General features: G+C 50.9%; 22 protein-coding genes. 8 read left to right on the top strand and 14 right to left on the bottom strand.

Annotated features, from left to right (window positions below; translation table 11 throughout):
* Positions 1-7 precede the first annotated feature (7 nt).
* Positions 8-3,559 (bottom strand): phospholipase effector Tle1 domain-containing protein, encoded by a 3,552-nt coding sequence (locus tag ACLO87_RS13170; protein WP_430223944.1) that lies wholly within the window; start codon positions 3,557-3,559, stop codon positions 8-10.
* Between the two features lie 101 nt (positions 3,560-3,660).
* On the opposite strand from ACLO87_RS13170, the gene ACLO87_RS13165 reads away from it, so the two are divergent.
* Entirely contained in the window at positions 3,661-4,011 is a 351-nt protein-coding gene (locus ACLO87_RS13165) for a DUF1840 domain-containing protein (RefSeq protein WP_135861740.1), read from the top strand.
* A gap of 101 nt (positions 4,012-4,112) precedes the next feature.
* Here ACLO87_RS13165 and leuA read toward each other — a convergent pair whose 3' ends face one another.
* The 3 genes from leuA to ACLO87_RS13150 form a co-directional block, all read right to left on the bottom strand.
* Entirely contained in the window at positions 4,113-5,807 is a 1,695-nt protein-coding gene (leuA, locus tag ACLO87_RS13160) for a 2-isopropylmalate synthase (RefSeq protein WP_135861742.1), read from the bottom strand.
* A 122-nt stretch (positions 5,808-5,929) separates the two neighbouring features.
* Positions 5,930-6,070, bottom strand: a complete 141-nt coding sequence (locus tag ACLO87_RS13155) for a hypothetical protein (RefSeq protein WP_168246787.1) — start codon at positions 6,068-6,070, stop codon at positions 5,930-5,932.
* Between the two features lie 9 nt (positions 6,071-6,079).
* Positions 6,080-6,658, bottom strand: a complete 579-nt coding sequence (locus tag ACLO87_RS13150) for a hypothetical protein (protein WP_430223943.1) — start codon at positions 6,656-6,658, stop codon at positions 6,080-6,082.
* A gap of 179 nt (positions 6,659-6,837) precedes the next feature.
* Between ACLO87_RS13150 and ACLO87_RS13145 the strand changes: the two genes are divergently transcribed.
* Together ACLO87_RS13145 and bfr are read left to right on the top strand one after the other, a co-directional pair.
* Complete coding sequence (locus ACLO87_RS13145) at positions 6,838-7,119, top strand: (2Fe-2S)-binding protein (protein WP_135861744.1); 282 nt, start codon at positions 6,838-6,840, stop codon at positions 7,117-7,119.
* A gap of 163 nt (positions 7,120-7,282) precedes the next feature.
* Complete coding sequence (bfr, locus tag ACLO87_RS13140; protein WP_135861746.1) at positions 7,283-7,756, top strand: bacterioferritin; 474 nt, start codon at positions 7,283-7,285, stop codon at positions 7,754-7,756.
* Between the two features lie 82 nt (positions 7,757-7,838).
* On the opposite strand, the gene ACLO87_RS13135 is transcribed toward bfr, so the two are convergent.
* Both ACLO87_RS13135 and ACLO87_RS13130 read right to left on the bottom strand, forming a co-directional pair.
* Positions 7,839-8,483, bottom strand: a complete 645-nt coding sequence (locus ACLO87_RS13135; RefSeq protein WP_135861748.1) for a hypothetical protein — start codon at positions 8,481-8,483, stop codon at positions 7,839-7,841.
* 63 nt (positions 8,484-8,546) lie between these two features.
* Positions 8,547-10,154 (bottom strand): peptide chain release factor 3, encoded by a 1,608-nt coding sequence (locus tag ACLO87_RS13130; protein ID WP_135861749.1) that lies wholly within the window; start codon positions 10,152-10,154, stop codon positions 8,547-8,549.
* A gap of 134 nt (positions 10,155-10,288) precedes the next feature.
* Between ACLO87_RS13130 and ACLO87_RS13125 the strand changes: the two genes are divergently transcribed.
* Positions 10,289-11,005 carry an SDR family NAD(P)-dependent oxidoreductase gene (locus tag ACLO87_RS13125; RefSeq protein WP_135861751.1) on the top strand — a complete coding sequence of 239 codons (717 nt, stop codon included), beginning with the start codon at positions 10,289-10,291 and terminating at the stop codon, positions 11,003-11,005.
* Positions 11,006-11,057: 52 nt separating this feature from the next.
* On the opposite strand, the gene ACLO87_RS13120 is transcribed toward ACLO87_RS13125, so the two are convergent.
* The 8 genes from ACLO87_RS13120 to mtnC all read right to left on the bottom strand — a co-directional run bounded on the left by ACLO87_RS13120 (position 11,058) and on the right by mtnC (position 20,656).
* Positions 11,058-11,894 (bottom strand): ABC transporter permease, encoded by an 837-nt coding sequence (locus ACLO87_RS13120; RefSeq protein WP_430223942.1) that lies wholly within the window; start codon positions 11,892-11,894, stop codon positions 11,058-11,060.
* A gap of 11 nt (positions 11,895-11,905) precedes the next feature.
* Complete coding sequence (locus ACLO87_RS13115) at positions 11,906-13,153, bottom strand: ABC transporter permease (RefSeq protein WP_430223941.1); 1,248 nt, start codon at positions 13,151-13,153, stop codon at positions 11,906-11,908.
* Between the two features lie 58 nt (positions 13,154-13,211).
* Positions 13,212-14,255 (bottom strand): ABC transporter substrate-binding protein, encoded by a 1,044-nt coding sequence (locus tag ACLO87_RS13110; protein ID WP_135861754.1) that lies wholly within the window; start codon positions 14,253-14,255, stop codon positions 13,212-13,214.
* A gap of 53 nt (positions 14,256-14,308) precedes the next feature.
* Positions 14,309-15,394, bottom strand: a complete 1,086-nt coding sequence (locus tag ACLO87_RS13105; RefSeq protein ID WP_430223940.1) for an ABC transporter ATP-binding protein — start codon at positions 15,392-15,394, stop codon at positions 14,309-14,311.
* Positions 15,395-15,631: 237 nt separating this feature from the next.
* A complete protein-coding gene (locus ACLO87_RS13100) occupies positions 15,632-16,957 on the bottom strand; it encodes a DEAD/DEAH box helicase (RefSeq protein ID WP_135861758.1) in 1,326 nt (441 codons plus the stop codon).
* Between the two features lie 194 nt (positions 16,958-17,151).
* Positions 17,152-19,077 carry a sensor histidine kinase gene (locus tag ACLO87_RS13095; RefSeq protein ID WP_430223939.1) on the bottom strand — a complete coding sequence of 642 codons (1,926 nt, stop codon included), beginning with the start codon at positions 19,075-19,077 and terminating at the stop codon, positions 17,152-17,154.
* Positions 19,078-19,098: 21 nt separating this feature from the next.
* Positions 19,099-19,803 carry a LuxR C-terminal-related transcriptional regulator gene (locus ACLO87_RS13090; RefSeq protein WP_135861760.1) on the bottom strand — a complete coding sequence of 235 codons (705 nt, stop codon included), beginning with the start codon at positions 19,801-19,803 and terminating at the stop codon, positions 19,099-19,101.
* A 172-nt stretch (positions 19,804-19,975) separates the two neighbouring features.
* Positions 19,976-20,656, bottom strand: coding sequence for an acireductone synthase (mtnC, locus tag ACLO87_RS13085; protein WP_135861762.1), 681 nt, complete (start codon positions 20,654-20,656; stop codon positions 19,976-19,978).
* Between the two features lie 200 nt (positions 20,657-20,856).
* Between mtnC and ACLO87_RS13080 the strand changes: the two genes are divergently transcribed.
* The 4 genes from ACLO87_RS13080 (at position 20,857) to ACLO87_RS13065 (ending at position 24,388) form a co-directional block, all read left to right on the top strand.
* Positions 20,857-21,471 carry a LemA family protein gene (locus ACLO87_RS13080; protein WP_135861763.1) on the top strand — a complete coding sequence of 205 codons (615 nt, stop codon included), beginning with the start codon at positions 20,857-20,859 and terminating at the stop codon, positions 21,469-21,471.
* Between the two features lie 19 nt (positions 21,472-21,490).
* Entirely contained in the window at positions 21,491-22,417 is a 927-nt protein-coding gene (locus tag ACLO87_RS13075) for a TPM domain-containing protein (protein ID WP_430223938.1), read from the top strand.
* 9 nt (positions 22,418-22,426) lie between these two features.
* Positions 22,427-22,921, top strand: a complete 495-nt coding sequence (locus ACLO87_RS13070) for a TPM domain-containing protein (RefSeq protein ID WP_135861765.1) — start codon at positions 22,427-22,429, stop codon at positions 22,919-22,921.
* 117 nt (positions 22,922-23,038) lie between these two features.
* Positions 23,039-24,388 (top strand): DUF2868 domain-containing protein, encoded by a 1,350-nt coding sequence (locus ACLO87_RS13065; RefSeq protein ID WP_430223937.1) that lies wholly within the window; start codon positions 23,039-23,041, stop codon positions 24,386-24,388.
* Positions 24,389-24,391 lie beyond the last annotated feature (3 nt).

Here is a 24,391-nt window from a genome sequence, read left to right as displayed (position 1 = left end):
CTTTGATTCAAGGTGCTTGGGCGTTTTGCTGCGCCAACCACTGGTAGTAGGCAGCCATATCGACTTCTGCCACTTGATTGTCGTCGCGTGTACGCCAATCTGAAAAACGTCGTAAGAAGGCTTCGACTTGATCGCGTATGTTTTTTCCCAATTCGGGATGGTCTTGTTGATATTGATTATGAGCCGGATGTGACGGCGACTGCACACGCCGGTCACTGTTGAGTAGGTAGCGTTCTAGGGCAGAGCGTTCATCGTGCAGGATGGGGGTGCTGACGTTAGCGTCATCGGTGTTTAGGTCGTTGAAATTCAGACCTACAGCGCGAGCTTGCCAGAGCATCCACATCAACGCGACGCGACTCAGATCGCCCGGTTCAGGCTCAAGTAGATCGTGGCCGCCTCCTATATCAGAGTGAGCACCTATAAACGCTTGCTCTAATCGGTTCAGATTGCTGGGGACGTCTAGGCTGTATAAGGGGAACATCCAGCGGTGCTCGTTAAGAGCGACGGCATGGGCCACCCAACCCCAAACGGGTGAGACAGATAAATCGTACAGGTGATTTGCTGATCCTGATAACCCGAACTGGGCAACCGTATCAAACAGGCCCATGAAGCGTGTTTGTATGCACATAGCGAGTAGACCGCGCTGTGGGTGTTGATACTGAAACCAGCCGTTTTTCGTGTGCTGCACAATCAGATTGGCAAAGTGTCGGGCCAATGCTGCACCACGAGAAAAGCCTAGTATGTCTATGGGGAGTACGGCTTGCCCTTGTCGCTGGCCGCGTTCGACTAGGTTGAGTAAGTGTGCCCACTGATTTTGGATAATCTGATGTGCTTGGCTGGCCGTGATGGCATCCCAATCTACGTAGTATGGGTTGCCGGGGCCAGACTGATAAAAGCTTTCTCCGTCATACAGCCTACTTAATAGTTGCACATTACTTTCGGTGTGTTGGTTCTGGCGTGTGCCGTCAAAGGCAAACAGCACCAAACCGGTGGGGTCAGCATAATGACGAGGTTGCTGCTGTGCATAACCTAAAGCTTGTAGCCCAGCAATCGGGCCTAAAGGATCCGGCTCTAGGTAATAGCCTTGTTCTGGTAGATAGGTACGGTAGCCATTATGGTGCCAACCCGTGATCGGGTCGGCGTATTGCCCGGGAAGGCGTAAAGGGAGGTCTACACGGTTTACCAATATCTGAGCCTGACCAAAAGGAGTCAGTTGTGCAGCCCAGACTACCTCGCCATGCTGATCAGTCATGCTGTGAGGTGCACCCAGCCAATCACTATGTATGTGGTAGAGCTCGGTGCTGTGATCAGGTAGATAGCGCAGCATGGCTATAGGCACATTGTGTGCATAGATATAACGACGTGATTCGTAAACTGGGGCTGTGGGGCTGATACGGCGTTGTTCTAACTCTAATCGGGTGCTGTTGAAATAGAACGACCTGCTGTCATTGGGGTAGTGTGCTGCGATGAGCTGCCCAAACGCATTGTGTTCATAGCTGGCCAGCAGATCGTGTTGGTGCCATATCTGCTGTAACTGTCGTTGTGGGCTGTAGCGTAACGATAGAGTTTTGTTTCCCTGCGGTACTACTGTGGGTAAGCCAGAGGCATCTCGTTCTATGCTACGTATGGCCATAATATTGGAGTGCTGCAGAGCCCCTTCTTCTGACCAAACATAGTACGTAGGCGCATCTAGGTTGCGTTGCCAGACTACGGTTTGCTGCTGGTTGTTATACCCAAAGCAGTAGCGTTCTTGTGACTGTAGAGTAGGTAAAAGATGATGTTCAGCCCGCAGCATGCCAGAGGCGGCATGGTAATAGCGTGCGCTGAGGTAATACAGTTTTTGATCTGAATGCACCGACAACGTATAGGCTTGCCCTGCCGTGTTGTAGTCCATCTGGGTGATGAGACCATTTGAATAAGCATAACCACCCGGTAGGCTGCGCAATAACGTGGTGTTGTGGCCTGTGCTGTCTTGCCATGTGATGCCTAGTAGGTGTGGGGTGTCGTCGGCCCAGATGTAGTGCAATTGCCCCCCTTCAGGCAGAGCATGCTCTTGTAATCTACCTTGCGTATCGTAAACGTAGTTATCTTCAAGCGTAGGCTGTAGTAGGCGGGTGGTTGTGCGGGTCAACAGGTTACCCGTTGCGTCGAAGCGCTGATGTTGAGTTTCAGCAGGGTGTTCGATGTGCAGTTGCGTGGGGTGTGGCCACAAAACGTTGGTTTGGCTACGCGCACGATCTGAACGGTACTGTAACTGCCAGCGCAGAGGGGTAGCGTGTCGGTAAACCGTGAGCTGATCGCCATTGGCATGAGTTTGACGTAGCGGTAAGCCCTCTAAATCATAAAACCAGCGTGTGGTCCCGCTAAGGGTGCTAGACCACTGTTGCAACTTGCCGGTGTCGTCGTAGTCCAGTTGTAAGCCAGTCCAGCCTGTTTGCCTAGGTGTGAGCGTTATGCCTTGTGCGTGTTGTTGCAGGTTCAGCGTGTTGATCTGTAATTGCCCTTTTTGTGGGGATGACACCTGTAAATCAGAGGGAGGACAGCCAGGGCAAGAAGCCCCAGTAGTGCGAGTTAAGCGCCCTGAGTGGTTGAGGTATTGCTGCTGTTCTCCTGCTTCGCTTTGTATGCGTATAGGTTGCTCAGCAGAGGCAGGGTAGTGGATAGTGGCTGACTGCTGTCGATCTTCTTGTGCCGAACTGATGGCGCGCCCTTGCTGGTCATAGGCCCAATACCGTAAGCGGTAGAGCTGAGCTGTGGGGCTGTGTTGGATGCTAATGCCCGTTAGTGCAAAGGGGTGGCCGCTTTGATGCTCGGCTTCGTACAAATAATGCAGATTGCGGCCATCGGGATAGTGCACGCGCTGTAACCGTAGCAACTGAGACGAGGCTGGCTGATCATAATGGTAGGTGATGGTGCCTACAGGGCTATGTAGCTGCTGCAGGTAATAATGTGAGCCGTGTTGCAGATAGCGTAGTTCCAACTGTGTGTGGTCGGTACGTATTTTATGTAGCTGCGCAGGCCATTGGCTGTTGTCGGGGTAGTAGTCAAAATAGGTAGCCAGCTCACCCTGCTGTATATGCTGCAGTTTGCCTTCTACAAAGGTATAGCTGTCGCCGTTATGGCGGTGCCACGTATAGGTGTTTGGTTTCTGGTCTATCCGTATGAAGCCAGAGGGCGATGGTTTTTCTGTCAGTATGAGATCAGGCTCGCCAGGTAGTTGCACAACATAGTGCCCTATAGACACAGTAAGACTGAGTTCATAGTTGTGCTGCCATTGGGCACCTAGACTGCCCAGAATCAAACCTTGTGCGCTGTAGTAGCGGCCAAAGCCTAGATTGTTTCTGTGTGGTAGTGCAAAGAGATCCCAGTCATGATGGGTTTTGTTGCCAGTAGCCGTATGTATGGGATTACCCGCTGTAGGATCGGGTAATTGATAAGGTTGGTTTGAGCTACCTAGTCTGGCATTGCAGTGTTGGTCTGCAGTAGGTGCTTGGCATTGCTGGGCATGCAGTGTTCCCTGCCAGAGAAGCAGTAGGCTGTATAACAGTAGACGCAACATAAGGCAGAGCCCTTAGATATAAAAAAGCAGCTTCTATACTGCAATTTTTTGCGTTAAGCGCGTTACCATAGGGGCCGTGATGATCTATTGGAGAAAGTGCTATGTTGCTGGTGTTTAGTTCTAAAGCTGCCCCCAACGTCATGATGTTTGCGGAGCATGCATTGCTGGTATTAAAAGCGGCCGGACGTCCTTACCTTGATGCGCTGCCCGAGCAAGGTGTTATTCCGCATGATCAATTGGCTGCAGCCATTGCTGGTATAGAACGTGCTATGTCATTGGACCCTGCTCATCAAGATTCTGAACAAGATGAGGAAGAGGAAAACAACAACAAACACCCTATGCAGTTGCCAGTGAGTTTCAGACAGCGGGCTTTTCCTTTGCTGGATATGATGCGCCGCTCTGCAGAAGCGGATGTAGATGTGATGTGGGAACCTGCTCATACCGAGTGGTAAGCACAGAATGCAAAAACGCCCCTGGTAGGGGCGTTGTAGCGGCACTGCTAGGGTAACTGGCAGGCGCTTATAAGTAGCGTGCGCTAAACAGGATCACTGTATTAAGCGCATTCAGCTTCTGCACGTTTCGCCAGTTCATGACGATTAACGGCACTCAAGATGGCCTTGAACGTAGATGTCAGGATGTCCTGATGAATACCTACGCCAAAACCACTCTGGTTATCGGCAATACGAGTTTCGATATAGGTGGCAGCTTTGGTATCAATGCCACTGCCAATCGCGTGCTCGGTGTAATCCATGACCTTGATAGGCATATCCAAGGCATTGATGAAGGCTGCCAAAGCACCGTCACCGGAGCCTTGTAACGAGCGCTCTTCACCGTTTACTTTCACAGTCAGATCAATAGTGACGCGTTGGTTGCCGTCATCATCTTTAGGGGCGCTGCTGATGGTGTGTGTGACCAGTCTCCAAGGCCCTTTGGTATCCAAGTACTCGCTTTCGAAAATGCTGTATACCGCTTCTGGCGTGACTTCTTTGCCTGTTTCTTCGGTTACGCGCTGAATGGCGCGGCTGAATTCGATCTGCAGACGACGTGGCAATACCAAGCCATGCTCTTGTTCCAGCAAGTACGACACGCCACCTTTACCAGACTGGCTGTTGACACGAATAACCGCGTCGTAGCTACGTCCCAAGTCGGCAGGGTCGATTGGCAAGTAAGGAATTTCCCAAGGCTCATCTGCTTTCTGTAATACAAAGCCTTTTTTGATCGCGTCTTGGTGAGAGCCCGAGAATGCTGTGAACACCAAATCGCCCGCGTACGGGTGACGTGGGTGTACAGGAATCTGGTTGCATTCTTCTGCGCACAAGCGGATAGCGTCTATGTCAGAGAAGTCTAAGCCTGGGTGCACACCTTGGGTGTACAAGTTCAGTGCCAAGGTGACCAAACACACGTTACCAGTACGTTCGCCGTTACCAAACAAGCAGCCTTCTACACGATCTGCGCCAGCCATCACGCCGAACTCAGCAGCAGCAACAGCAGTGCCACGGTCGTTGTGGGGGTGCAAGCTGATCAGAATGCTGTCGCGGCGCGCCAAGTTATTGTGCATCCACTCAATTTGGTCAGCGTACAAGTTAGGGGTAGTGGCTTCGACGGTAGCAGGCAAGTTCAACACAATAGGATCTGCTGGGCTTGGGTCCCACGCTTCTACTACTGCATTACATACGTCTAAGGCGACCTCAGGCTCGGTGGTACTGAACACTTCTGGAGAGTATTCGTAGCGCCATTTAGTGCCAGGTTGAGCCTTAATGGCTTCTTTGATCATTTTTGTGCCGTTCACCGCCAACTGACGCACTTCATCTTTGCTCATTTTAAAGACGATTTTGCGGAATGCAGGGGCGCAGGCGTTGTACAGGTGGATCATGGCGGTTTTAGCGCCAGCCATTGCTTCTACTGTACGTTCAATCAAGTCCTGACGGGATTGTGTCAGACAGATAATGGTGACGTCGTCAGGAATGCGTTTTTCGTCTATCAGTGTACGCACAAAGTCGAAATCAGTTTGCGAGGCAGAAGGAAAGCCTACTTCGATTTCTTTGAAGCCAATGTTGACCAGCATGTCGAAGTAACGCAATTTGCGCGCTACGCTCATAGGCTCGATCAGGGATTGGTTACCATCGCGCAAGTCAGTAGACATCCAGATAGGCGGAGTCTCGATGCGTTTGGATGGCCAAGTACGCTCGGAAAAATCGCGGGCGAAAGGTTTAAATGGAATGTATTTTGAAGCGGGATGGGTAATCATTGGTGCACCTGTCAGGCGAAAAAAGCATATAAACTTTTTGCCGTCACCAGAACCACTACGTCATGCTAATGACGGCATATAAACACGTGGCTGAATATTGGCTGCCGAACTACCACTAGGCTCTAGGCCCGGCAACCGGGCGCTAGTAGTAGTGGTAGTAGGGTAATCTGGGACAGGGAAATAATTGCACGCACAGCAGCACCGGTGCGACCAGACTGGTCGGCGGAAGCAATGCTGAGAGAAATAGTGCGTGCGTTATCCATAACTATTAGTCAAACATGAAATTCGGCTGATTGCAAGTCATTTGTGGGTGCTGGGGTAGCATTGCGATGCGTATTCAGCAACGCAGCTTGGCGTTCTACCATACGAATTTTGTCGAACCGGTTATTGCCTAACTCTTGGGCAGCACGTTGTAAGTCACCGATAGTAATAGGATTACGGCGCTCGGCCCATGTCCAGTGTATGACCTCACAAGCATCGGGTGAGAGTTGTGGCACTAGGGTGTTCAGCGTGCTTTCACTAACGGCGCGTTGTTGCCACAGTCCGTGGGTGAATACTACAAAGCTGTACAGCATATAGATGATCAGCAGCGTACACAGCAAGCCAATGAACCACCATACATACGTACCGTAGTGCTGAATGAACGATAAGCCGTCGGTACCCAAAGCGTGCAGGCCGGAGTAGTCGATGGTGTCACCAAAACGTACTAAACGTTGAACCAAGGGCAACCATATCAACGCCACCACAAGGACGACGATGATGCTAAGTAGTTTCTGAGGCATAGTCAGGCGCATCAGCGTATTGCGTAGCAGAGCGCGATCGGGGCGTTGGGTAGCAGAAGCTGTTTTCATGGCAACCTAAATGTAAGAATCTGGGAAAGTCTGACAAGCTGGTATTGTTGCAGAAAGCCCGTCATGCCCCCAGTTTTTGGCCACCAGAATTGTTGGTTTTAGCCCACTGTAAAAAAGGGCAAATAGTATCCAAATATTAGTAGTTGCGTTTTTTGGAACTGAGGATGATAATGGTTCGCATGTATATTTGTATATGTAACGCTATTACTGAGCGTCAGGTTAAGGAAGCTGTAGATAATGGTGTTTCCACCATGTCTGATCTACAAGCCCAACTTGGAGTAGCTACGTGCTGCGGAGCCTGCGCGGACACTGCCGTTGAGTATTTGCCCGGTGGGCAATATGCCAGCGAGGGTTCGATGTTCGCTACGCCAATTGCACGTCAGCCTGAAACTGTAGAAATGGCCGCAAACGAGTCACAATTGCGCCCAGCTCGCACGGTTTCCTACGCCACCTTGTCCTGATTCGACTTCGCTCATGCCCATTCTCAAGCTAAGTGTTTGAGAATGCTTCTCTTTTTTGCCTTTTTTCACGCTAATTATTCTGGCTTCAAGCCTCAAGTAATGCTGTCCGGGCTGTTATAGTTAGGTCTGTTTGGCTTAACGTAGCTTTCCGGAGGTGAGAAGAATGAAAGGCGATACCAAAGTTATTTATTACCTGAACCAGCAGCTTAAAAATGAGCTGACGGCAATTAACCAGTACTTCTTGCATGCCCGCGTGATGAACCATTGGGGCTTTGGCAAGCTGGGGAAAATAGAATACAAAGAGTCCATCGGCGAAATGAAACACGCCGATTTGTTGATTGAACGTATTTTGCTGCTGGAAGGTCTACCTAACCTGCAAGATCTGCACAAATTGCGCATTGGCGAAGACGTGCCTGAAATGCTGGCATGTGATTTGGCTTTGGAAAAAGCCGCTCATGTGACCGTGAAAGAAGGTATGGAATACTGTGAAAGCGTGAGCGATTTCGTTTCTCGCGATTTGCTGCTGAAAATTCTGGACGACACTGAAGAGCATATCGATTGGCTGGAAACCCAGCTGGAATTGATAGAAAAAGTGGGTGTACAGAACTATTTACAATCACAAATGGGCGACGAATAACGCGCTTTTGTGCTGTCAATATAAAAAACGCTACGTAATGTACGTAGCGTTTTTTTGTGTATCTATATCTTACAAAGCCGCATTATCGGCTGGGACAGCCTTCAACTTGACCCCATGCGTTGTTGGGGCCGCAGTATTTATTACGGGCATCCCATGAGCAACTAGGGCGTTCAAAGAAGCCTTTTTGCGAACATGCGGCGAGCTCACGTTGAAACTGTGGAATCCAGTTGCTGTTGCCTCCTACGTTAGGAACAGGGGCAGCAGGTGGGGGTGGGGGGATAGTGACATCCACAGGCTGTATCGCTTGTTGTCCTGCGCTGCGACTGCCACCAGAAGGACCTATACGAGCCAAACCTTGCAAACCGCTAGGTGATGTAGCGCCTTGCTGACGTAAATCCGAAAGTGCGCGGGCAGACAATCTGGTGCTGGCTAGCGCAATAGGTGGATTGTATTGGTCAGCAGTTTTTGCGACGATTTTCCATTCGAAACCTTCTGGTTCCTCAGGTACGCCCAAACGGCCATTGACCAGAGGCTGGGGAGCAGGGGTGACATACGGCTTGCCATCAGCATCTAGCGTAGGCATGAGCTGGGCAGCCTCTTCAATCGCCACCATGTTGGGAGCACGTAATGGGCCATTTTCTACTAGCCAGTTACCCATCTGGATACCGCCCCAGACTGAGGCTCCCAAAGCTAGTAACACAATTGCAAGAATTAAACGCCAGGACATAGTAAGTGTTCGCTGTGATGGTAGCGGCTGGCCCTTTCACAGGAAAGGGCCAGAGCTTGAAGTTTACATTGTAGCGAAAACCTGTCCGCCATGTTCACGCATGGCATGGAATTCTATGCCAGGGTTAAGGTCTTGAGCCACACGTAACTGTGCTGGAGAAGAGGCTAAGAATGCGATGGCGTCTACGACATCGTAGGCAATATTCGCAGCGTTGGTCTCCAGAAACTTCTTCATTACTTTTTCGTCAGAAGCTGTAACCCAGCGTGCCAAGTTGTAGCGTGAGGGGGACAAACGTGCGTCTACGTTGTATTCAGTGCGTAGTCGATGAGCGACCACTTCAAACTGCAACTGACCTACTGCACCCAGCAGCAGTACACCGCTAGTGAGGTGTGGACGGAATACCTGAATCGCACCTTCTTCGCCCAACTGGGTCAAACCTACGCGCAATTGTTTAGTACGTAGTGGATCTTTAACCTCCACTGCTTGGAATAGCTCAGGCGCAAAGAATGGCAAGCCTGTGAATTGCAGGTTTTCGCCTTCGGTTAGCACGTCACCCAATTGCAGCACACCATGGTTAGGAATACCGATAATGTCGCCAGCGTAGGCTTCTTCCAGTAGGTCACGACGTTGTGACAGGAAGGACACCACGTTGTTAGGGCGTATTTCTTTGTTAGTACGGGCTACTTTCAAACGCATACCACGTTGGAAGTGGCCAGAGCTCACACGCACGAACGCTACGCGGTCACGGTGGGCTGGATCCATGTTGGCTTGTACTTTGAACACTACGCCGCTGAATTTGTCTTCGTCGGGTTCTACCGTACGTTGCAACGCAACGCGTGGGCCGGGTGGCGGAGCCATGTCTACCAACGCATCCAATACTTCTTGCACACCAAAGTTGTTCAGCGCGGAGCCAAAGAACACGGGTGTTTGTTTTCCTTCCAAGAAAGCTGCGTGATCAAACTCGCTCACTGCTTCTTTAATCAGGTGGATTTCGTCGCGGGCTTTGGTGAAGTTATCACCAAAACGGCGTTCTGCTTCTGGGTTTTCTAGGCCAGGCAGTTTTTCATCGTCTGCGCTGCGGTGCTCTTTGCCGGAGGTAAATACGTGCAGGTGATCTGCGCCTAAGTTAAATACCCCACCAAAAGCGCGACCCATACCTACTGGCCATGAGAAGGGAATAGCTTCCATGCCCAAGTGATCTTCAATTTCGGACAGCAGGTTCAACGGTTCTTGAACTTCACGGTCCAGCTTGTTGATGAAGGTGATAATGGGCGTGTTACGTGCTCTACAGACTTGTAGTAAACGAATGGTTTGTGGTTCTACACCGTTCGCCGCATCAATAACCATCAGCGCCGCATCCACTGCAGTCAGTACACGATAGGTATCTTCAGAGAAGTCTTGGTGACCGGGGGTGTCCAACAGGTTGATCACGCAGTCACGGTATTCCATCTGCATCACGGACGAGGCAACCGAAATACCACGTTGTTTTTCGATTTCCATCCAGTCGGATGCGGCATGCCGTTCAGCTTTACGCGATTTCACGCTACCCGCAATTTGGATGGCACCCGCAAACAGCAGAAGCTTTTCCGTAAGGGTAGTCTTCCCCGCGTCAGGGTGGGAAATAATCGCAAAAGTTCGGCGGCGCGAAGCTTCTTGGGCAAGGGTGGACATCAGCAGATACGGTAAAAGAGGCTAAAGCCTGTAGAAAAAATCAGGCAAAACGTCTATTTTCGCTCAAATCTGCCAGACTCACAATTATCTTGCCGTGTTAGGCCGTATTTGTAAGGGTAGAAAAGGGAAAAACTATGCACATCATGGTGATAGGGGCCAGTAAAGGACTGGGGCGCGCCCTGGTAGAAGGTGTGGGTACAGCCGGCGATACCGTGGTTGGGGTGTCACGACAACGACCACACAGTGTGCAGTCGGAAAACGGGGCCACCGTGACGTGGGTGGAGGCTGATATGAGCCATCCCGTAGCAGCAGCGGACGCATTGGCCGCTGCCGCGCCACACGCGATTGACGTGCTGATTTATAACGTGGGTATATGGGAGGCGAAGGCTTTTTCCGAAGACTACAACTTTTTAGAGGATAGCGACGACAGTATCCAACAATTGGTGGGGGTCAACATCACAGCCACGTTATTGGTGTTGAAACGGTTGTTGCCTCATGTGTTGCGATCTGACAAAGCTCAGGTGATTTTGACCGGCTCTACGTCAGCACTACGTCAAAGCGGACGCCCAGAAGTCGCTTTTGGTTCCAGCAAATTTGCGTTGAACGGTATGGCAGATTCATTACGCGAAGGATTTAGGAATCAAGGCCTAAAAGTGAGTGTGCTGCAACTGGGGTACTTGAATACTGAGGACACCTTGTCGGTGCCTGTGTCAGAGGCTGCGGCTCGCGATGAAGGCCACACTGTGCCGGTACACGATGTAGTGAGTGTGGTGCGCACAATGCTGTCGTTATCAGATGCCTCGTTTATGCGTGAAGTATTGCTGCCCGCGCGATACGACGAACGTTTCTAAGTAACTATCACAGGCACACACGCCGAGTGTTCGGCATGTGTGCCTGTGGTACTTACGAACCGCTGTCTATGCGTACGGCACGTTTGGCGTTGCGTCCACGTAGCCACTCCAATGTCAGCAGCAGAGCCGTAGAAAACACAATCAGAATCGTGGCGATGGCCGCGATAATGGGGCTGATGTTTTCACGAATGCCTGTGAACATTTGGCGCGGTAACGTGACTTGCTGAGGGCCTGCCAAGAACAAGGTGGTGATCACCTCGTCAAAGGAGGTAATGAAGGCAAACAGCGCACCTGCAATAACTCCAGGGGCAATGATGGGCAGTGTCACCGTGAAAAATGCTCGCAGCGGGTTAGCGCCCAAGCTGTAGGCCGCACGCACCAAATTGCTGTCAAAACCCTGCAAAGTGGCCAATACCGTAGTGAGCACAAAGGGCGAGCCTAGCGCCGCATGCGTCAGCACCAGCCCCATGTAGCTATTGGTGAGGCCGTAAGGGGCGAAGAATAAATATACCCCCACACCCACAACAACTAGCGGCACGATCATGGGGGAAATCAGCATCCCCATTAGCAGGCTTTTACCGATGAAGTTGGCGCGCTGTAAGCCCATGGCCGCCATGGTGCCCAGTACCGTCGCAATAATCGTAGATAGTGGTGCCACAATAAAACTGTTGCGGGTGGCACGTATCCAGTCTTCGGAATTGAACAGCGCTTCATACCAGCGCAATGACACGCCGGACATGGGGTACAGCAGTAGGCTGCCTTCGCTGAACGACAAGGGGATGATTACCAATATAGGAATCAACAGGAAGATCAAAATCAGCCAGCACAGCAACCGCTGTACGATACGCCAGATGCGTTCTGAAGTAGAAAGATAAGGATTGGGTGTCATCATCGATTCCTTTAGCCCAGTCCCAGTTCGCGACCCGATAGGCGGCGATACAAGGTGTACAGCACCAAGGTGCCTGCTAACAGCAAGAAGCCTAACGCACTGGCCATGCCCCAGTTAATGGTCTGGTTGGTAAAGTAGGCCACGTAGTAACTGATCATTTGGTCGTTAGCACCACCCAGCAAGGCGGGGGTGATGTAATAACCGATGGAAATGATGAATACCAGCAAACACCCAGCGGCTACTCCGGGATACGTCTGTGGCACATATACTTTCCAAAATGCGGCAAACGGATGGCTACCTAGTGAAATGGCGGCACGTTGATACGTAGGTGGAATAGAACGCATCACACTATATATAGGTAGGACCATGAAAGGCAGCATGATGTGAACCATGGCGATGTAGACACCGACGCGGTTGAACAGTAAGTCCAAAGGCACATCGATGAAGCCTAATTCCATCAAGGTTTTATTAATGAGCCCCTGGCGTTGCAGCAGCACGATCCACGCTGCAATACGCACCAGCACAGACGTCCAAAAGGGAATCAGCACACAGATCATCACCAGATTGGCACTGCGCGCACTCATGCGACTCATCCAGTAGGCGAGCGGGAAGCCAAGCAGCAAGGCCATTACGGTTACGCCCAGACTGATTTCAAAGGTGCGGGCAAAAATATCTTGGAAGGCAGAGCTACCTTCGGGGACTTTGACGATGTCCCCTTGGGTGTCGCGCTTCAAATCCAGCGAGGCTAGCAGGTAATAGTCCGAGTAAGCGTTATCGTTGTTGGCAATGGCACGCCAGTAATTCACTTCGCCCCAGCGAGGATCTATAGCAATCAGCTCATCGCGTATGACCTCAGGCGATTTGTTTTCTATGTCGGCCAATGGCATTTTGCGCACGGTCTTGAAGATCAAGGTGCGATAGCCAGCAATTTCGTAATTTAAACGGCGTGCTAAGAGACCAGATCCAGCGCCATCCTTGGCGTGTTGCAAATCTGTAGCCAGGGCGACAAAGCTTTCCGCTGGTGGTGCGTTTTGTTGATCCCAGGTTTTTAGCGCAAGTAGCGTGCGTGGCATGTGTGCGATAACCTCTGGGTTATCCACAGCTCTAAATAGCAACGCCGCAACGGGAATAACAAAAATCACCAGCAAAAAAATGGCCAATGGAGCAAGTAAACCAGCTGCTTGCCAGCGCTGTTTGCGGTGTGCTTTGACCACGGCTTTTTTAATGTCCGCTGTGGACAGCGTCATGGAAGAATTCATTCAGATGTACCCGTAAAGGAAGCCGCACTCTACAGAGCACGGCCTCATCACAGAAGGCTTATTGAGTAGACCAAGCAGTGAAGCGTTGATCTAGTTCTTCACCGTGATCAGCCCAGTAGTCATAGCTGGACAACAGCGCGTGTTCGGCGTTTTGAGGCGAGTTGGGCATTTGTGCCAAGGTGGCCTCATCCAAGTTGTCTATGGCTGACTTATTGATAGCACCGTAGTTAATACTCTGAGCGTGTTTGATCTGTTGCTCAGGTTGTGCTGAGAAGCTGATGAATTCTTCTGCCAGTGCTTTGTTTGGTGAGCCCATAGGGATCACGTAGTAGTCCAAATCGTAGATACTGCCGTTCCAGACAATACGTAGATCTTGGCCTTCGGCGTTAGCGGCGGCAATACGGCCGTTATAGACCGTGGACATGACTACGTCGCCTGCCGCCAGCATTTGCAAGGGTTGTGCACCGGCTTCCCACCACTGAATATGTGGCTTCAGCTCGTTGAGTTTGTTAAAAGCACGGTCTACTCCTTCAGGAGTACTCAATACTTGGTAAACGTCTTTAGGCGCGACGCCATCTGCCATCAACGCAAACTCTAAGTTGTAGCGAGCACCTTTGCGCAGAGCTCGTTTACCAGGGAATTTCTCCACATCCCAAAAGTCAGCCCAACCGTTAGGAGCGTCTTTCAGCGATTTACCGTTATATGCCATGACGGTGGACCAGACGAATACGCCCATGCCACAGTCGTGTACTGCTTCGGGGATCAGCTGATCCTTAGCGATGATGTTGTCCCAATCAAGTTGTTCAAACAAGCCCTCATCACAGCCACGGCTAAGGTCGGCGGTCTCTACTTCCACTACGTCCCAGACTACGTTATTGGTGTCTACCATGGCTTTGATTTTGGCCAGTTCACCGTTATAGGGGACATTCAGAATTTTGATATTTTTTTGTTTTTGTAGTGGTTCCACGAAGGCCGTTTGTTGTGCTTCGCCGGCAGCGCCGCCAAAATTCACGATAGTCAGATCACGCGCGAGGGCGGACTGAGCTCCAAATGCCAACATACTACTGATTACACCAATTGCTACCTTGTGGGATGTTTTCATGGTTGTCTCCGTTATATCTAGGTATAGGATGTACTGCAGCTACTGAGGGTGACTCAGGCGGTAAAAACGCGGGCAAAGGCTGAGGGTAGTTGTAGTGATAGCCATGCGCCCGGAGCAAGACTAGTATCTGAGGACAATTGACTGATCTGCTGTTTGATACTGATCTCTTGCTGATCATGGGTTTTGCAGATCAAGCGTACGTGGTCGCCCAAGTACACAGTGTTAGTGATTTGTGCCTGTAGGCAGTTGTGGGTGGGCGCAGCCATGATCTGAATGCGTTCCGGGCGAATGCTTAGCACAGCGGCTTGCCCGGCAGAGGCGTGGTTAACATTCAAACCGTGAATCACACTATTGCCACCCAGCGTGATTTGGCACATGTCGCCGTCGGCGTGCGATACCGTACCGGTCAACAGGTTGTTATCCCCCACGAAACTCGCTACGAATGGGTTTTGTGGCGCTTCGTATAAGGTATTAACCGACGAAATTTGCTGAATAATGCCGTCGTTAAATACGGCGACGCGATCCGACATCGTCAGGGCTTCGCTTTGATCGTGGGTAACGTATACAAAGGTGATGCCTAGCGATTGATGCAGTGCTTTGAGCTCCAACTGCATGTGCTCGCGTAATTGCTTATCCAATGCACCTAAGGGTTCATCCATCAATACCAGTTTGGGTTCAAACACCAGCGCACGAGCGAGAGCAATACGTTGTTGCTGACCGCCTGACATTTGAGCGGGATAACGTTTTGCAAACGCCTCCATTTGCACCATTTCCAGTGCTTTGCGTACTTTGGCTTTACGTTCGGATGCCGGTAGGCGACGGACTTTAAGGGGGTACTCCAAGTTCTTTTCCACAGTCATGTGGGGGAACAGAGCATAGTTTTGAAACACCATCCCTATATTGCGCTGGTGAGGCGGGACGCGGTTGATGTTTTGTTGGTCTAAATAGATGTTGCCGGTTGTGGGGTATTCAAACCCAGCCAACATCATCAAACAGGTGGTTTTACCAGACCCGGAAGGTCCGAGCAGGGAGAGGAACTCTCCTTGCTGAATATCCAGATTGAGATCTTTAACTACAAATGTCTCGCCGTCATAGGATTTTTGTACCTGCTCAAAGCGCACCAGTGGTCGTGTGGACACTGATTGGTCTCCTTATTTGTCTCGTTTTGATCTTTTAATAAGGGGCAATATAAGTGAAGCTAGTGGACATGACATAGAGCCATTTAGAGTCAAAAATAGGGGGCCACTTTTGAGATAAAACTTTAGTCGCAGTGCAGTTTTTAGCGCTAAAGGCAGTGATGATGCGGCGCACAACGAAACACGCCCCAAAATGGGGCGTGTTAGCGTACTCATGCAGTAAAGGGTAAATCCCTAGGGTCAGGAAGCCGTGTTGGCAGGGCGTCGTGGACGACGTTGGCCTGCGGGTTTACCTTGGCCTTGCGGCTTGCCTTGTCCTTGTCGCGGGGCCGATCGACGTTGATTGCTACGGGGGCGATCACGTTCACGCTCTGGGCGAGCAGGGCGACTACGCTCTTCGGTTGCTGCACTGCGCACTGGAGGTTTGAAATCAGGGAACTCAATACGAGGGATCTCCTGATTGATCATTTTCTCGATGGTTTGCAGCATGCGGCTTTCGGTACGATCTACCAAAGACAATGCCAAGCCATCACTACCTGCACGGCCTGTACGGCCAATACGGTGCACGTAGTCTTCAGGTACTTGTGGCAGTTCAAAGTTGATCACGTAGGGCAGTTGGTCAATATCAATACCGCGTGCAGCAATGTCGGTGGCAACTAGCACAACGACCTTACCGCTTTTGAAACCGTCCAACGCACGGGTACGGGCTGATTGGCTCTTGTTGCCGTGTAGAGCAGCAGCATTTAAGCCATCTTTGCTCAGTTTCTCGGCCAGTCTATTGGCACCATGCTTGGTACGGCAAAACACCAAAACTTGGTGCCAGCCGCTTTCACGGATGATGTGGCTGATCAGCTCACGTTTATGGCTTTGCTCAGTCAGCACTACATTTTGCGTGATGCGCTCGGCCGTTGTGTTGCGTGGAGCAACGGAGACCTCAATAGGGTCTTTCAGAATTTGGTGTGCCAGAGCACGAATCTCAGACGAGAACGTAGCCGAGAACAGCAAGTTCTGACGCTGCTTAGGCATCAAGGCGAGTACACGGCGAATATCGCGGATGAAACCCATGTCTAGCATGCGGTCGGCTTCATCCAGCACCAAGGTTTCAGTGCGAGACAAATCGATGGTTTTTTGACCGCAGTGATCCAGTAAACGGCCAGGTGTGGCAACGACCAAGTCTACGGGTTTTTGCAGCGCACGGATTTGGGGGTTGATGTTCACACCACCAAACAGTACCAGTGAGCGAATGCGGCTATGGGCGCCGTATAAACGTACTGATTCTTCTACCTGTGCCGCCAATTCGCGGGTAGGAGTCAGAATCACAACGCGGGGTGAGCCGGGTTGTAGTTTTGCAGCGGGTTGAGTCAACAAACGATGCAGAATGGGCAGCGTAAAACCGGCTGTTTTACCCGTACCAGTTTGTGCGGCGGCGAGCAAATCGCCACCTGTCATCACGTGTGGAATAGCCTGGGCTTGAATGGGCGTAGGGTGTGTATAGCCTGCATCAGTGATAGCCTGCAACAAAGGGGCGGCCAATCCTAATGAGGCGAAAGTAGTGTCAGAATTCAAGAGAGTTTCCAGCAACCAACCTTATTGCTTTCAGGGCAATACCAATCCAGGTCAGTGACAAGCAGGTAGATAAACCAGGCGCACAAAATGGCCTGACAGTAGCGCGTTGTAATTGGTAAGAACGCGTAGAGAAGCATAAATTATAACGTGTTCAGTCCACGGTGTGGAATTGCTGCAGTCGTGCGTGTGTTCGCTTATTTAGCGCTAGTCGTGTTCAACGGTAGCAATACTTCCAAACACGTATGGCCAGGTCGTGACTGCACATGCAAGGTGGCGCCTATATGCTGCATACGATTGGCCATGCTGCGCATACCTATGCTAAGACCTGCGGTTTGCACGGCATCCACATCAAAACCTATGCCATTGTCTTCGATGATGAGCTGCAACGTGTGGTCGTCCGGTTGTTGCAACGCAATGTTCAGGTGTGTGGCGCGGCTGTGTTTGACGACGTTGGTAAGGGCCTCTTCCACCAGTCGGGTTAAGGCCAATATTTGCAAAGGGGATGGTCGTGGTTCCCACTGTGGGGCAATAACCCAATCGGCTTTTATATCCAATGAATCAAACAAGTTCCCAAAGCGATAACGTAGGGGGGCAATCCACGTGGATGGCAATTCGGGTACATCCAGTTTGGCGCTGGCCCCTGCATCAATGAGCTGACGTAAGTCGTCCCGCAGCAGTTTCAGAATAGACAGAAATTGCTGGTTGGGTAGAGGCGTTTTCTGCTGCTCAATCATTGCCATAGAGCGTATCAATGAACTGCCTAGCCCATCGTGTAAATCTTGAGCAATATGCAGGCGCTCTTGCAGCCTAGAGTTGTTCAGTGCCAGCTCATGCTTGCGTGCTAGTGTGTCTCGCAGTTCTTCTCTTGCTTCAGCGACACTGTGGGTGAGTTCTTTGTTGAACTGCTCAATACGACGCATTGTGTTCACCAATCGCCAGCTTAACAATGCCGACATGAACAACATGGTGAGTAGGCTGGTATACGCCGAGTACAAATGTACTGAGGAGGACAAACCTAGTATGGTGAGCGTGTCATGCACACTGGTCGCAAAATAGCTCAGTAAGCACAGCGATAGCCATATTTGCTCAGTTTGTTTGTTACGCCATGCTCGAACGGGAAAGAGTAAGCAGGTACTCCAAAAGACAATAAGGGCGATAAAAAACACCCCTAACAGTACCAACGGTACAGCGGTCGAGGATGCGAGCAGCACGGCCGGTGAGGCGAGCGTAAACAGGACTATAGCCGCAATGCACAATCGCTTGATGTGTGTGTAGTTACCGAAACTCCACACAAATAAAGAGAAGCTAAGAATGAAACTGAGGAACAGTAAGATGTTCACTCTGGAGAATTGCAGTGAATCGCTAAACAGAGGGCCTGTTTCGTGTCGTAGTTGTAATGAGCAATACAGCACCCAAAGTAGGGCTTGCAGCGCGTACAAACCATAGCTTTGCTCATTGCGACGGCGTAGCCAGATAAAGAACGCCAACGTTCCCAATACGCCTGTCACGCCTAGGTTCAGCAACAGCAAGGCTTGGTTTTGCCACCATGCGGCGCGCTGTGTGGCTAAGACAGTAGGCAGGGTGCCTAGCTCTATGTACTGCAATCCTGTGAACTGTGTAGTAGCACCGCTTACCCATATCCAGACGGTATTTAAGCCGGGTTTTAACAGGGCATCGGGTAGCACCCAATAGCGTGGCACACCTATGCTGCGTGATAACGGTTCGCTAAGGTTGGCGTCTCGCCAGAGCAGAGAGTGGTTCAAAAATACAGCGCCCGCCACACCCAGAGAACTAATGTGCAAAGCGAGAGGTTGGTTATCGCAAGTGGGGTTTTGCCACTGCAGCTTGTACCACGCATTACCTCGGTAGGCGGGCCAGCGGCTAGCCCAGTTTTTGTCGGGTAGGGTGGTGGTGTGCCAACCGTCTTCAGGTGGTGGAGATAACGGTTCACCTACTGCCTGAGCGACTTCTACTGTGATGAGTCTAGGCTCGCATGTGTTGTGTGGCTGGCTTTGTGCTTGCGCTGGAACAATGAGCACACATAACCCTAGCCACAGAGTGATCACACTGCAGCAGTAGCGAAGCAAGATAGCGAGCATGCTGCGGTAGGTGATACCCATGAATGATGAAAAGTCAGCGAGTTAGGAAAGCAGCCCCTGTGATCGTGCTTTCACGACAGCGCGGGTGCGGGAAGACACCGCTAGTTTACGGTAGATATGCTTCACATGGCATTCTACGGTGAATCGGGATAACTCTAGTTTTTCAGCTATCTCGCGATTGGTCAGGCCGTCGGCTACCAGTTGCAGTATTTCCTGCTCACGCGTAGTGAGTGTGGAGTTCGCAGTTTGTGATGGCTCGGGCGGAGTGACTACGGCTTGTGGTGGGGCAGGTTGTAGTTCAGCAATAATACGTCTGGCCATGAACGGATCAATGGGGGCACCACCACGCAGCACGCTACGTATGGACAAGGCCACTTCTACATCTTCACGTTCTTTCAACACATACCCTGTAGCGCCGGCACGTAACGCAGCCAAAATGGCATCTTCGGTACTCCATGCTGAAATCACCAAAATACCTAGGGAAGGATCAGCAGCGGATAACTCAGCAATCAGGTCTAGACCGTTCCCATCAGGCAAACCCAGATCAACTAAAGCTAAAGCAACCGGGTGCTCAGCCAGTCGGGCACGGGCGTCGGCGAGATTAGCGGCGAAAATTAAGGCATCTGGTGTATAGCCCAGTTGTTGCAAGATGAGATCTAGTCTGTGTTGGACCAGATTATCGTCTTCCACAATCAGCACGGGTGCGGGTAGCGAGAGTTCTGTGGCGATGGGGGCAGAAGGGGACATGGGAACTGTTTTCAAGGAAATATCTGGGAATAGCGATTGACTTCACTATGGCCTAAAACAAGGCTTTCGGGTATCCCTGAAAATAGTGATAAGCCGTAAAAATCACAAAAATACACAAAGCTGAAACCAGCACCATACAGTATGGTGCTGGGTAGGTACAGAATTGCTGTAGTTACTGCTGGGTAGGTATATCGAGGAACGATGTGACTTGTGTATGTGTACTACGGCGGTCTGGCGATTGGCGGCTAATTTGTACAGTGTGCCAACCATCTTGGCGGGCAGCATCTAGTTCTTGATGTACCGCAGACACATATAACAGTTGTTCAGCAGGGATCCCTAAGGTTTCGCGAATGCTGCGATAGGAACTGCTATCGCGTTTAGAACCTACCGAACTATCGAAATGCCCGTTGATGAGCGGCAACACATTGCCATGATCGCTATGACCAAACAGCAGTTCTTGTGCCGCAATGGTGCTGGACGAATACAGGTACACCGCTTGCCCAGCGTTATGCCAGCGTTTGATCTGTTCATAGGCATCTTCGTAAATATGCCCTGTGAACTGCCCGCTGATATAGCCTTCTGCCCAGATCATGGCCTGTAGTTGTTTAAGCACAGGAGAGGGTTTGTCTATATCTATATAGTGCAACAATTCGGCGATCAGCCGGTCCAACCCAGCTAAGGGTAGTTGAGCTTCGGTACGCAACGTGAGTAGTGCGCTTTTTACGGCGGGTTGCGATTGCTGTTGCCGCAGAAAATTGGCGATATGGCGTCTCGCATAGGGAGACAAGGTTTGATGCACAAAGGCAAGGTCTGTCGTGGTGCCTTCTACATCACAAAGGATTGCAGAAATCATAAGGTGGCGCCAAACATTGGCGTAGTCGTTTACGGTGAAACAAGTACTGACAGCTTAAGGCAGAGAGCCTACGTCATAGTATCATCGAGTTTTGTGACGAGCCAATGTGTCGCTAAGCGATAACCAATGTAAAGAGATCTTGTTCTGCACAGCGGCTCACGATACTCTTTTCTCTCTACTTTTTTTGCCATGTGAGCATCATGAAAAACTCTTTACGACTATGGTTGATTTCCGCGATGGCATTATTGCTCAGCGGTTGTGGTTACAACGAAATTCAGCGCTTAGATGAGCAGGTCAAGGCAGCGTGGTCGCAAACACTGAATCAGTACGAACGTAGGGCTGAGTTAGTGCCTAAATTGGTAAGCTCTGTGAATGCGTACATGGTGAATGAGCGTAGTGTGCTGGTGGAAGTCACCGAGGCACGTGCTCGTGTAGGCAGTATCCAAATTACAGCAGAAGATCTAGATAACCCAGCGGTGATGGAACGTTTCCAGCAAGCACAGGGTCAGTTGTCCTCTGCCTTATCTAGATTGTTGGCGGTATCGGAAAATTATCCACAACTGAAAAGTGACGGCTTATTCCGCGACTTGATGACTCAATTGGAAGGTACAGAAAATCGCATTGCTACCGAACGTGGTCGTTACGTGGAAGCGGTGCAGGCTTATAACGTATATATACGTCAGTTCCCAGCCGTAGTAACGGCCAAACTGTTTGGCTACAAAGTGATGGAAAACTATGGCGTAGATCGTGAGTACGATATTCGCCGTGATCCAGAAGTGAAGTTTGATTTGCCCGCATCGGCAACCGCTAGATAGTCGCTGACAGGACATGACTATGCGTAGTAACACCGCCGTTTTGCTGCGTTATTGGCGCAGCCTGTTGATGGCATGGTTGTTGGCTGTGGTGTGTTTGCCTGTGCAAGCCGCCACTGTGCCTGTGCCTAAGCTGAATGATTGGGTCACTGATACCACGGGTACATTGAGTAGTGCTCAACAGCAAGCCATGAGCCAGCAATTGCAAGCGTTGCAGTTGGAAAAAGGAGCGCAGCTTTTTGTGCTCGTAGTACCTACAACGGGTAACGACACCATCGAGAGTTATGCTCGGCGTGTGTTTGATGCCTGGAAAGTAGGGCGCAAAAAGGTAAACGACGGTGTACTGCTATTGGTAGCTAAGGACGATAGACGTTTACGCATAGAAGTGGGTTATGGGTTAGAGGGTGCCATTACCGACTTACAGTCCGGCCGCATTATTCGAGAGCAAATCACACCCTACTTTGCACAGGGTGATTACGCTGCAGGCATACAGTCGGGGGTGGATAGCTTAGCTGGCTTAATTCGCGGCGAAAATCTGCCACCTGTATCGCAAAGTGAGGGCGACGATGAAAGTCCAGCGATTGTGCTGATCCCCTTGGCATTTTTTGCGTTGGTAATGCCTATGGCGGCGGCAGCGCTGATGTCAGGCGTGTTTGTGTTCATCATGTTTGAAAGCCTACCACTGGCATTACTAGGTGCCGTTGTGGGTTTGGTGATCTCGCTTATAGGTTATGTCATCGGGGCAGGTGGGCGTCGCTCAGGTGCTGGTAGGGCATCTAAATATGGCGGAGCCTTAGATGGGTTAGCCAGCCATGGTCGTAAACGCGGTCGCGGAAACTTCCCCGGAGGCGGTGGTGGTTTTGGGGGCGGCGGCTTCGGCGGAGGCGGAGGTTTTGGCGGCGGAGGCGGTGGCGGCAGCGGGGGCGGTGGTGCCTCTGGCAGCTGGTAGGAGGGAACCATGGCAAGAATGTTGAAAAGTATGATGGGTGTGTCACAGGTGCAAGGCCATTGGTTACGGCATAAGCACTTCACTGCCCAAGTGCTGGATCAAGTAGCGCAACGTATACACGCGAGCGAACAAGGGCATAGTGGTGAGCTGGTCTTAGCGGTAGAGGCCGTAATGCCTAGCCACGAGACGGATAGCCATTTACGTGCCTTAGAGGTGTTCGGTCGATTACGTGTATGGGATACGCCCTTAAACAGTGGTGTGTTGTTGTATTTGGCGTTAGATCAGCGCTATATAGAAATTGTGGCTGACCGTGGTATTACGGCGAGTGCAGAACAGTGGCAAGCCGTGTGTACTAAATTACAGCAAGCATTTGGCCGTAAAGCCTATGTTGAGGGCTTACTTCAAGCAGTAGAAGACATAGAAACTATTTTGCGCACTACCACACCTCCCTTGTCCTTGTTGGATGAGCCTAATTATTTGCCAGATGAACCTGTGTTGCTGTAAGCATCACGATGCTGTTGCACCATTATTGATGTGTTTACCCCTGTTTTTTAGGTTTACATGACTCACGGATTGACTTCACGTACCACGGGTTTCCAGGCGCACTGTCTGGCGGAGGCCGTGCGCTTGAAAGAAAGTGGCTGGGGGCCTTTGGAAGATACCGCCGAAGTACGGCGAGCCATTGCCCAAGGCGGTAGCGTAGAAGATAGGCTGGTGTTCAGAGCCGCATTGTTGGCACAGCGAGAGGGTTGGGTAGCGGCGTATCAACGCCTGAGTCAGGTAATGCGCTGGTTGCTGCCTGCATGGTTGGTATTGGCAGTGGTAGCAGGTTTGAGTGCGGTATGGGGTGTATTGGGTGCGGGTGCATACATTAACGTGATTACCGCCGTAGTGAGTTTGGTGGGGCTGAATGTCCTGACTCTATTGCTGTGGCTAAGTAGTTTTTTCTTTAAAAGTGATTCGGCACAGCAAGGTAGTGTGCTAGGTAAATTGAGCTTAAAACTAGTAGGCCGTTTTGCACGTGGCGAGGCGGCGACTTTGGTGTTGGGCGCAGGCGTAAACGTGGTAGTACGCCAAAAGTTAGGCCGTTGGTTGTCGGGGCTCATTAGCCACACGTTTTGGCTCTGGGCTACCTTGGTCGCTATTTTGGCGCTGCTGTGGGCTTTGTCCGCTAGACGTTACGGCTTTGGTTGGGAAACGACGTTGCTATCACCTGATAGCTTTGTGGCGTTGGTAGAAAGTTTGGGCAGTGTGCCACGTTGGCTGGGGTTTGATGTGCCGTCTGCTGAATTAATACGCATGAGCGATGGCTTAACTCCCCTGACATCGGATGATCAACGAGTGTGGTCCAGTTGGTTGTTGGGTTGCTTGGTGTGCTATGGCTTATTGCCACGTTTGGTAGCGTGGTTATGCAGTGCAGGTGTAGTGCGTTTTCGCTTACGACATTTGCGTATAGATAGACAGCTACCGGGCTGGATAGAGCAGCAAGAACGATTATTACCAGTGCATGTACGGGTGGGCATTGATGCCGAAGCTCCTACCGATCAGGTAGCTATTGCTCAACCTACTCTCTTTGAGTTTCCTCAAACTACCGATACGGTGTGTGTGGCCGCGATAGAGTACCCACAAGACCGTAGCTGGCCGCCATTGCCAATACCTGAGACATGGATTAATGCTGGTGTGGTTGATACACGCATACAGCGTGAGCAGCTATTGCAACTATTGCATCAGCATTCGCCTGATTACTTGCTATTGGTGTGTGATGCGAATCAGACCCCCGATCGAGGAATCGTGGCATGGTTAGGTGAACTCAGTAGCTATGGCCGATATTGCGCAATTGTGTTGCAGGTGGCTTCCGCGACTGATGTGCAGCCAGAGCGCCTACAAGCATGGCGTGATAGGTTGAGCGCAGCAGGTTTTAGATCTGAACAACTACACATCAACCTGCAGTCTTTATTCCCCCATTCTTAATGA

This window comes from Paenalcaligenes sp. Me52, assembly GCF_050487965.1.
GTDB lineage: Bacteria > Pseudomonadota > Gammaproteobacteria > Burkholderiales > Burkholderiaceae_B > Paenalcaligenes.
Note: the sequence above shows the minus strand (reverse complement) of the source record. Positions and strands in the feature narration are given on the sequence as shown.

Bases quoted from the DNA above. Each gene is read 5' to 3' on its own strand.
- ACLO87_RS13110 (WP_135861754.1), bottom strand. From the start codon at position 14,255: ATGAAAACATCCCACAAGGTAGCAATTGGTGTAATCAGTAGTATGTTG.
- leuA (WP_135861742.1), bottom strand. From the start codon at position 5,807: ATGATTACCCATCCCGCTTCAAAATACATTCCATTTAAACCTTTCGCC.
- ACLO87_RS13125 (WP_135861751.1), top strand. From the start codon at position 10,289: ATGCACATCATGGTGATAGGGGCCAGTAAAGGACTGGGGCGCGCCCTG.
- ACLO87_RS13115 (WP_430223941.1), bottom strand. From the start codon at position 13,153: ATGAATTCTTCCATGACGCTGTCCACAGCGGACATTAAAAAAGCCGTG.
- mtnC (WP_135861762.1), bottom strand. From the start codon at position 20,656: ATGATTTCTGCAATCCTTTGTGATGTAGAAGGCACCACGACAGACCTT.
- ACLO87_RS13150 (WP_430223943.1), bottom strand. From the start codon at position 6,658: ATGAAAACAGCTTCTGCTACCCAACGCCCCGATCGCGCTCTGCTACGC.
- bfr (WP_135861746.1), top strand. From the start codon at position 7,283: ATGAAAGGCGATACCAAAGTTATTTATTACCTGAACCAGCAGCTTAAA.
- ACLO87_RS13090 (WP_135861760.1), bottom strand. From the start codon at position 19,803: ATGTCCCCTTCTGCCCCCATCGCCACAGAACTCTCGCTACCCGCACCC.
- ACLO87_RS13120 (WP_430223942.1), bottom strand. From the start codon at position 11,894: ATGACACCCAATCCTTATCTTTCTACTTCAGAACGCATCTGGCGTATC.
- ACLO87_RS13155 (WP_168246787.1), bottom strand. From the start codon at position 6,070: ATGGATAACGCACGCACTATTTCTCTCAGCATTGCTTCCGCCGACCAG.
- ACLO87_RS13170 (WP_430223944.1), bottom strand. From the start codon at position 3,559: ATGTTGCGTCTACTGTTATACAGCCTACTGCTTCTCTGGCAGGGAACA.
- ACLO87_RS13080 (WP_135861763.1), top strand. From the start codon at position 20,857: ATGAAAAACTCTTTACGACTATGGTTGATTTCCGCGATGGCATTATTG.
- ACLO87_RS13135 (WP_135861748.1), bottom strand. From the start codon at position 8,483: ATGTCCTGGCGTTTAATTCTTGCAATTGTGTTACTAGCTTTGGGAGCC.
- ACLO87_RS13075 (WP_430223938.1), top strand. From the start codon at position 21,491: ATGCGTAGTAACACCGCCGTTTTGCTGCGTTATTGGCGCAGCCTGTTG.
- ACLO87_RS13145 (WP_135861744.1), top strand. From the start codon at position 6,838: ATGTATATTTGTATATGTAACGCTATTACTGAGCGTCAGGTTAAGGAA.
- ACLO87_RS13130 (WP_135861749.1), bottom strand. From the start codon at position 10,154: ATGTCCACCCTTGCCCAAGAAGCTTCGCGCCGCCGAACTTTTGCGATT.
- ACLO87_RS13165 (WP_135861740.1), top strand. From the start codon at position 3,661: ATGTTGCTGGTGTTTAGTTCTAAAGCTGCCCCCAACGTCATGATGTTT.
- ACLO87_RS13070 (WP_135861765.1), top strand. From the start codon at position 22,427: ATGGCAAGAATGTTGAAAAGTATGATGGGTGTGTCACAGGTGCAAGGC.
- ACLO87_RS13095 (WP_430223939.1), bottom strand. From the start codon at position 19,077: ATGGGTATCACCTACCGCAGCATGCTCGCTATCTTGCTTCGCTACTGC.